Source organism: Streptomyces sp. IMTB 2501 (assembly GCF_001953885.1).
Classification (GTDB): domain Bacteria; phylum Actinomycetota; class Actinomycetes; order Streptomycetales; family Streptomycetaceae; genus Streptomyces.
The window spans coordinates 904,528-911,924 of sequence record NZ_MQUS01000001.1; the positions used below are offsets into that span (position 1 = coordinate 904,528).

Sequence of the window (7,397 nt, forward strand, 5' to 3'; positions counted from 1 at the left end):
CGCCCGCGGCCCGTGCCGCGGCCACCGCCAGAAAGGAAACGCCGGCCCCATGACCACGCTCGCCGAGCACGACCGCCTCTGGATACGCCGCTACCATCCCCGTCCGGACGCGGCGGCCAGGCTGGTGTGCCTGCCCCACGCGGGTGGCTCGGCGACCTTCTACCACCCGGTCTCGGCGAGCCTGCCGGCGTCCGTGGACGTGCTCGCCGTGCAGTACCCGGGGCGCCAGGACCGGCGCAACGAGCCGTGTGCCGACAGCATCCAGGAACTGGCCGACCACGTCACGTCCGTCCTGCTGCCGTGGACGGACCGGCCGCTGCTCTTCTTCGGCCACAGCATGGGCGCGACCCTCGGCTTCGAGGTCGCCCGTCGCCTGGAACGCGACCACGGCGTCGTCCTGCACGCGCTGTTCGCCTCCGCGCGCCGGGCCCCCTCCTGCCCACGCCACGAGTCCGTCCATCTGCGCGACGACGACGGACTCGTCGAGGAGATGCGGCAACTGAGCGGCACGGACTCGGCGATCCTCGACGACGAGGAACTGATCCGCATGGCCCTGCCCGCGATCCGCGCCGACTACCGCGCCGCCGAGACCTACGTCTACGAGCCGGGCCCGAACCTGCAGTGCCCGATCGTCGGGCTGGTCGGCGACGGCGACCCGAAGGTCACCGTGGACGAGGCACGAGCCTGGTCCCGCCACACGGACGCGGCGTTCGACTTCCATGTGTTCCAGGGCGGCCACTTCTATCTGACGTCCCACCAGAAGGAAGTGCTCGGCCTGCTGGCGAAGGAGGCGGTCCGGTCATGACGTCGGTCCTCATCACCGGCTGCAGCAGCGGCATCGGCCTGGAGACGGCGCTCGCGTTCGCGCGCCGGGGCGACCGGGTCCACGCCTGCGTACGGAACCCCGCCGGCACCGGGGAACTGCTCCGGCGCGCCCGAGCCGAGGACCTCACCCTTGACGTCCCCCAGCTGGACGTCACCGACGACACCTCGGTCACCGCCGCCGTCACCGCGGTGCGGGACCAGCACGGACCGATCGACGTCCTCGTCAACAACGCCGGCATCGACCGCACCGGCCCCGTCGAGACCATGCCGCTCGACCAGGCGCGGACCCTGATGGAGACCAACTACTGGGGCGCGCTGCGCATGTCGCGCGCCGTGCTGCCCGGGATGCGCGCCCGGGGCAGCGGTGTCATCGTCAACGTCTCCTCCCTCGCGGGCCGTACGTTCGCGGTCCCGCACGGCGGCTTCTACGCGGCGAGCAAGGCCGCCCTGGGCGCGCTCAGCGAGGCCCTGTACGCGGAGGTGCAGCCCTTCGGCATCCGTGTCGTGTGCCTCGAACCGGGCAGCTTCGCCTCCGCCATCCAGGGCAAGTCCGCCGCCGGCACGGCCGGGCCGCCGTCCGCGACCGGCCCGTACGACGCCGACCACGCCTGGCTCTCACGGTTCCTCGCGTGCGTGGCGGAAGGCGCGGCCGACTGCGTGGAGGCGGCCGAGGCGATCGTCGCCGCCGTCGACGACCCGGACACCCCCCTGCACACGACGGTCGGCAAGGACGCGGAGGCAGCCCTGCGGTTCCTCGCGGGCGTCTCCTACGAGCAGTGGCTGCCCTCCTTCCTCGACCAGGCCCAGTCCCTCGCCGGCCCCCGCCCCGCCCCGTCGGCCGCCGGCCACTGAACAACTCCCGCTGCTTCCAGGCGTGCGCGGCGTCCCCGGTCAGGGCGACCCGTGTGCCGGCGCCGCGTCCGTGACAGGACCCGCCGGACAGACCCTAGGCGGCACTCGGACCGGTGAGGGCCTTCTCCCACGGAGTGCGGGCCGCTACGAACGCGCGCCATGCGCGCAGGGTCCTCGGCGGCACTCCCGCGGCGAGTACTCCGGTGATCCGGTCGCCGGCGCGGTAGGCGACGAGCAGCCGCCGCCGGGCCGGATCGCGGTCGAGGACGAGCGCCTCGTCATGGCCGCGCACATAGCCGTGGGCCTGGACCTTGCAGTCGTACTGGTCCGACCAGAAGTACGGCACCGGCGCGAACGGCCGGCGCTCCTCAGCACGGACGACATACCGGGCGACCGCCATGGCCTGTTCGGCGGCGTTGGTGCGATGCTCGACCCGCATGGCCGTGCCGAACAGCGGGTTGTACCAGCGGGCCACGTCACCGACGCCGTACACACCGGGAGCTGCGCCGCAGAACTCGTCGCACACCAGCCCGTCCTGGACGGTCAGTCCGCTGTCCGCGAGCCACTCGGTGTTGGGCGCGCAGCCGATGGCCACAAGCACGTCGTCGGCCGGTACGACGCTCGTCCCGGCGGCGTCGGCCAGCTGCACGCCGGTCACCCCGCCCGCCTCGCTCAGGATCCCGGTGACCGTGGCACCCGTGCGCACCTCGACGCCGTGCTCCTGGTGGAGGCGGGCCAGGAACCGCCCGGCCGCTTTCCCGACGGCCTGCGCCAGCGGCACCCGAGCCGACTCCACCAGCGTCACCTCGACGCCGAGACCGCGGGCCACGGCGGCCACCTCCGTGCCGAGGAACCCGGCACCGACGACCACCAGCCGCCGTCCGGGCCGCAGCCGCGCCCGCAGCGCCAGCGCGTCCCGCACCGTGCGCAGCGTGTGCACCCCGGCGAGGCCGGCGGTGCCGGGCAACCGCCGGGCACGGACGCCGGTCGCGACGACCAGGGCGTCGTACTCGACCTTCGCGCCGTCGGCCAGCAGTACCGACCGCGCCCCCGGATCCAGCCCGGCCGCGGGCACCCCGAGGCACAACTCCAGCTCCAGTGCGGCCAGTTCGTCGCCCGAACGCAGCGTGAGCCGGTCCGGTTCCCACTGCCCGGACAGCAGGTGCTTGGACAGCGGCGGGCGGTCGTACGGCGGCTCCGCCTCGTCACCGACGAGGGTGATCGCACCCTCGTGTCCGGCCCGGCGCAGCGCCTCGGCGGTGGAAAGGCCACCGGCCGACGCTCCGACGATGACAACTCGATTCACGAATCGGTTCACGACTCAGCCTTCATCAGGGTTCCTCCACGTGGGCACCCCACGTCTCCCGCAGTGCGTCGCAGATCTCGCCGACCGTCGCCCCGGCCGCCAGAGCGTCCTTCATGGGGTACAGGACGTTGTCCTGCCCTGCCGCAGCCTTCTGCATGTCGGTGATGTGGATGTCCACCCGCTCCTGGTCGCGCCAGGCGCGGAGCTTGGCGATTCGCTCGGCCTGCCGGGCCTCGGTCTCCCGCTGCTGGAACCCGTGTTCGGCGGTCTCCCGTGCCCGGCAGGCCCCCGCCCCGGCCATGAGGCGGCCGGAGCGCGAGATCGTGTTCCACCCGGGGATCTCGGCCTCGCAGTACGTGAAGACGTCGGCGGTCAGGCGTAGCGAGAGGCTGGACGGGAAGACGGGCATCCCCCGCGCGACGCACTCGCCGGGCACATCGTTCTGGACCGTGCCCGTGAGCCGGCCGGCCGGGATCCCGCGCTCCTCCGCCACCAGCTGGTACAGCAGCAGGAGGAGCGCGGCCGGGGCGCCGATCGTCATCGATGTGGTGACCTCGTCCAGCGCGATGCCGTCGAACAGCACCCGCATGTCGTCGAGGGAGTCGACGGCCACACCGGACCTGCCGACCTGACCGCGCGCGAGGGGCTCGTCGGAGTCGCGGCCCAGCCGGGTGGGCAGGTCGAAGGCGACGGACAGGCCGGTGGCGCCGTGGGCGATCAGCCGGCGGTAGCGGGCGTTGGCCTCCTTCGCCGTGCCGCGGCCGGCGTACCGGCACACGGGCCAGGAACGCCGGCCGGGGGACGTCGTGGGGGAGCGCAGCCGGTCCGGCACGGCTCTTCAGCCGTCGACGCGGATGGTGCGCGAGGGGCACAGGTCGGCGGCCTGCAGGACCCCCGCGCGAAGGTCGTCGGCCGGCTCCTCGCGCAGGACGACCACGAGACCGTCGTCGTCCTGGTCGAACACCTCCGGGCTGAGCATGGCGCACTGGCCGGAACCCACGCACCGGTCGCGTTCAGTGGTGACACGCATGAGGGGTACTCCCATCGGGCCGGCCGTCACCAGGTGACGGGAAGCTCGTAGACGCCGTAGACCATGGCGTCGTCCTTGAATCGCAACTCGTCCGGGTCGGCCGCGAGCCGCAGGCCGGGGACGCGGCGCAGCAGCGTGCCGTAGACGGCCTCCAGCTCCACCCGGGCCAGGTTGGCGCCGATGCACTGGTGGATGCCGTAGCCGAAGGCGAGGTGGCCGCGGGCCTCCTTGCGGTGGATGTCGAGGGTGCCCGGGTCCGGGAAGACGGACTCGTCGTGGTTGGCGGCGTTGTTCAGGGCGAGGATGCCCTCACCGGCACGGATCGTGACGTCACCGACCTCGATGTCCGCCACCGCTACCCGCGCCGTGCCGGAGTCGGAGATGGAGAAGACCCGGAGCAGTTCCTCGATGGCGTTGGGGAGAAGCTCGGGGTCCGCCTGCAACTCGGCCAGCTGCTCGGGGTGTTGCAGCAGGGCCAGCACACCGAGGGCGATCATGTTTGCGGTCGTCTCGTGACCCCCGACCAGCATCAGCCGCGCCATCGTCACCACGTCGACATGGTCGGCGACCTGCTCGGTGCGGTTCTTCTCCAGGAAGCGGCTGATCAGGTCGTCGCCCGGCTCGTTCTCCTTGAGGGTGACCAGCTTGTCGAGGTAGGCGTCCAGGGCCTGCACCGCGGCCCCGTACTCCGCCGGGCTCAGATCGTGGTTCATCATCGCCGCCGACCACTCCTCGAACTGCGCGTGGTCCTCGTACGGCACGCCCAGCAGCTCGCAGATCACCAGCGAGGGCACCGGCAGCGCCAGCGCGGTGACCAGGTCGACCGGGCCGCCCGCGGCCAGCATCGCGTCGACACGCTCGTCGACGATCTCCTGGATGCGCGGCCGCATCTCCTTCACCCGGCGAGCCGTGAACTCCGGTATGAGCATGCGCCGCTGAGCGGTGTGCTCCGGCGGGTCCATGGACAGCAGCATCAGCCGGACCTGCGCCAGCATCTCCTCGGGGATGTGGAACTGGTGCGGGTAGCCCGGCAGTTTCAGGTTGGAGCTCACCCGGCCGTCGCCCAGCACCTGCCGGACGTCCTCGTGCCGGGTGACCAGCCAGGTCGGCTTGCCGTTCACCTTCAGCGCGGCGCGCGAGACGGGGTTGTCCGCGCGCATCGCGGCGTACTCGCGCGGCTCGCTGAACGGACAGGTGCGCCGCATCGGGAACTGGGGAAGCGGCGACGCCGACTCGGGCGCGGCGTCGGCGGACTGGGTCATGGCTGCCTTTCGGTGACGGAACGGGGGTTGGTGCGCGGGATGGCCGTCACCAGGTGACGGGCAGCTCGTACAGGCCGTAGACGATGGCGTCGTCCTTGAACCGCAGCTCCTCGACCGGAGCGGCCAGGCGCAGCGTCGGAATGCGCCGCAGCAGCGTCGTGTAGACGACGTCCAGTTCCATGCGCGCCAGGTTCTGGCCGATGCACTGGTGGACGCCGTAGCCGAACGCCAGATGGCTGCGGGCCTCGCGGCGCACATCGAGGCGGTCGGGGTCCGGGAAGACCCGCTCGTCGTGGTTGGCCGCGTTGTTCAGCGGCAGGATGCCCTCACCGGCCCGGATGGTGACCCCGCCCAGCTCGATGTCCTCCAGGGCGACCCGCGCGGTGCCCGCGTCCGAGATGGAGAAGAAGCGCAGCAACTCCTCCACCGCCTTCGTCGTCAGCTCCGGTTCCTCGCGGAGGGCGGCGAGTTGCTCGGGGTGCTCCAGCAGGGCCAGCACACCTAGCGCGATCATGTTGGCGGTGGTCTCGTGCCCGGTGACCAGCATCAGCTTGGACATGCTGACGATGTCGGAGTGCTCCACCGCGGGCGTCTGCCGGTTGAACTCGATCAGCCGGCTGATCATGTCGTCGCCGGGCTCGCTCTCCTTGGCGGTCACCAGTCCGTCCACGTACGCGTCCAGCTCGTAGTGCGCGCGGCCCCGGTCCTCGTCGCTGATGTCGTGGTTCATGATGGCCCACGCCCACTCCTCGAACCGGCCGTGGTCCTCGTAGGGGACACCCAGCAGTTCGCAGATGACGAAGGACGGCACCGGCAGCGCGAGCGCGGTGACCAGGTCGACCGGGCCGTCCGCGCCCTTGGTGAGCATCTGGTCGATCTGCTGGTCCACGATCTGCTGCACCCGCTCGCGCAGCTCACGCATCCGCCGGACGCTGAACTCGGGCGCCAGCATACGGCGTTGGACCGTGTGGTCCGGCGGGTCCATGGAGAGGAAGGTCAGCGGCACCGACTGCAGCGTCTCCTCCGGCACCGGCACCTGCAGGGGATACCCGGGCAGCTTCAGGTTCGCGCTGACCCGCGTATCGCCCAGCAGCTTCTTGTACAGGTCGTGCCGGGTGATCAGCCAGGTGCGCTTGCCGTTGACCTTCAGCTGCGCCCGGGAGACCGGCTCGGTCTCGCGCAGTTCGGCGTAGGCGGCCGGCGGGCTGAAGGGACAGGCCCGCCGCATCGGGAACTCCGGCGGCGCGGCCTCGTCGGCCGGTTCGGCAGGTGCAGTCATCATGTCCTCTTGGCACGGGAGGGAACGGGACGCGCCGGCGTCGGAACGGGCCCGGGCTCGGCGCCGGTGCGGCACTGTCGGCCGTCCCTCGCACGCTAGGCAGCCACGCCCGGGGACCCCAACCCCTAGGCGCCCCTAGGGCCCTGTCGTCATGCTCCCTCCCCCTCACTGCCTTGAGGGCGTGGGAGGTGCCCCCAGCCCAGCGGCGTCCGGCACGCACATCTGCCGCGTTGTCGTCGTTCGCGGACGCTCCCCCACGCTCAACTTCGCTCGCGCGGGGGCACCCCCGTCGCTGGGCCGTTCCTCCGAGTGGACGCCGGGTGTTCGACGACTGGGCTTGGGGGCGTGGGGTACTGCGTGCCCGGCTGCGACAGTGCTGCGGCCGACAGCGCGCTGCCCGGTTGTGCCGTAACACGGCCGCTCGTGCGGGGCACTTCCGTCGTCGTCGCTGGGCCGTTGCTGCGGGTGGATGCCGGGTGTTCGAGGACTGGGCTTGGGGGCGTGGGGTACTGCGTGCCTGGCTGTGACGGTGCTGCGGCCGTCAACGCGCTGCCCGGTTGTGCTGCAACACGGCCGCTCGTGTGGGCCCCCGGTCGTCGCCGTTGGGCCGTTGCTGCGGGTGGATGCCGGGTGTTCGAGGACTGGGCTTGGGGGCGTGGGGTACTGCGTGCCTGGCTGCGACGGTGCCGCGGCCGTCAACGCACTGCCCGGCTCAGCCGCAACATCCCCGCTCGCCGGGGCCCCGTCGCTCCCTGCCGGGCCCGCCCTCCGGGCCGACGAAGGGAGTTTGACGACAGGGCCTAGTAGTGCCTGGTCAGGTTGATTCGCTGGTGGCGTGTCCGT

At 71.9% G+C, this 7,397-nt stretch carries 7 protein-coding genes; 2 read left to right on the plus strand and 5 right to left on the minus strand.

Annotated features, from left to right (window positions below; genetic code table 11):
• Positions 1–49: 49 nt before the first annotated feature.
• Together AV521_RS04115 and AV521_RS04120 are read left to right on the plus strand one after the other, a co-directional pair.
• Positions 50–805 (plus strand): thioesterase II family protein, encoded by a 756-nt coding sequence (locus AV521_RS04115; protein ID WP_076083309.1) that lies wholly within the window; start codon positions 50–52, stop codon positions 803–805.
• Positions 802–1,677 (plus strand): SDR family oxidoreductase, encoded by an 876-nt coding sequence (locus AV521_RS04120; protein ID WP_076083312.1) that lies wholly within the window; start codon positions 802–804, stop codon positions 1,675–1,677. Before AV521_RS04115 ends, AV521_RS04120 begins: the two co-directional genes overlap by 4 nt.
• Before the next feature lie 94 nt (positions 1,678–1,771).
• Here AV521_RS04120 and AV521_RS04125 read toward each other — a convergent pair whose 3' ends face one another.
• From AV521_RS04125 to AV521_RS04145, 5 genes are read right to left on the minus strand one after another with little or no spacing between them, the layout of a single operon-like run.
• Positions 1,772–2,983, minus strand: a complete 1,212-nt coding sequence (locus tag AV521_RS04125) for an NAD(P)/FAD-dependent oxidoreductase (RefSeq protein WP_076083578.1) — start codon at positions 2,981–2,983, stop codon at positions 1,772–1,774.
• 25 nt (positions 2,984–3,008) lie between these two features.
• The gene (locus tag AV521_RS04130) at positions 3,009–3,815 is read right to left on the minus strand and encodes a methylmalonyl-CoA mutase family protein (protein ID WP_076083315.1); all 807 of its coding nucleotides are present in this window, start codon (positions 3,813–3,815) and stop codon (positions 3,009–3,011) included.
• Between the two features lie 6 nt (positions 3,816–3,821).
• Positions 3,822–4,013: a ferredoxin gene (locus AV521_RS47500; protein WP_076083318.1), complete on the minus strand. Its 192-nt coding sequence runs from the start codon at positions 4,011–4,013 to the stop codon at positions 3,822–3,824.
• A 26-nt stretch (positions 4,014–4,039) separates the two neighbouring features.
• A complete protein-coding gene (locus tag AV521_RS04140; RefSeq protein ID WP_076083321.1) occupies positions 4,040–5,275 on the minus strand; it encodes a cytochrome P450 in 1,236 nt (411 codons plus the stop codon).
• A 46-nt stretch (positions 5,276–5,321) separates the two neighbouring features.
• Positions 5,322–6,554, minus strand: a complete 1,233-nt coding sequence (locus AV521_RS04145; RefSeq protein WP_076083324.1) for a cytochrome P450 — start codon at positions 6,552–6,554, stop codon at positions 5,322–5,324.
• Between the last annotated feature and the right edge of the window lie 843 nt (positions 6,555–7,397).

What these genes read in the sequence shown, in the direction of transcription:
- AV521_RS04115 (WP_076083309.1), top strand. Translation starts at nt 50, where the DNA reads ATGACCACGCTCGCCGAGCACGACCGCCTCTGGATACGCCGCTACCAT.
- AV521_RS04120 (WP_076083312.1), top strand. Translation starts at nt 802, where the DNA reads ATGACGTCGGTCCTCATCACCGGCTGCAGCAGCGGCATCGGCCTGGAG.
- AV521_RS47500 (WP_076083318.1), bottom strand. Translation starts at nt 4,013, where the DNA reads ATGCGTGTCACCACTGAACGCGACCGGTGCGTGGGTTCCGGCCAGTGC.
- AV521_RS04140 (WP_076083321.1), bottom strand. Translation starts at nt 5,275, where the DNA reads ATGACCCAGTCCGCCGACGCCGCGCCCGAGTCGGCGTCGCCGCTTCCC.
- AV521_RS04145 (WP_076083324.1), bottom strand. Translation starts at nt 6,554, where the DNA reads ATGACTGCACCTGCCGAACCGGCCGACGAGGCCGCGCCGCCGGAGTTC.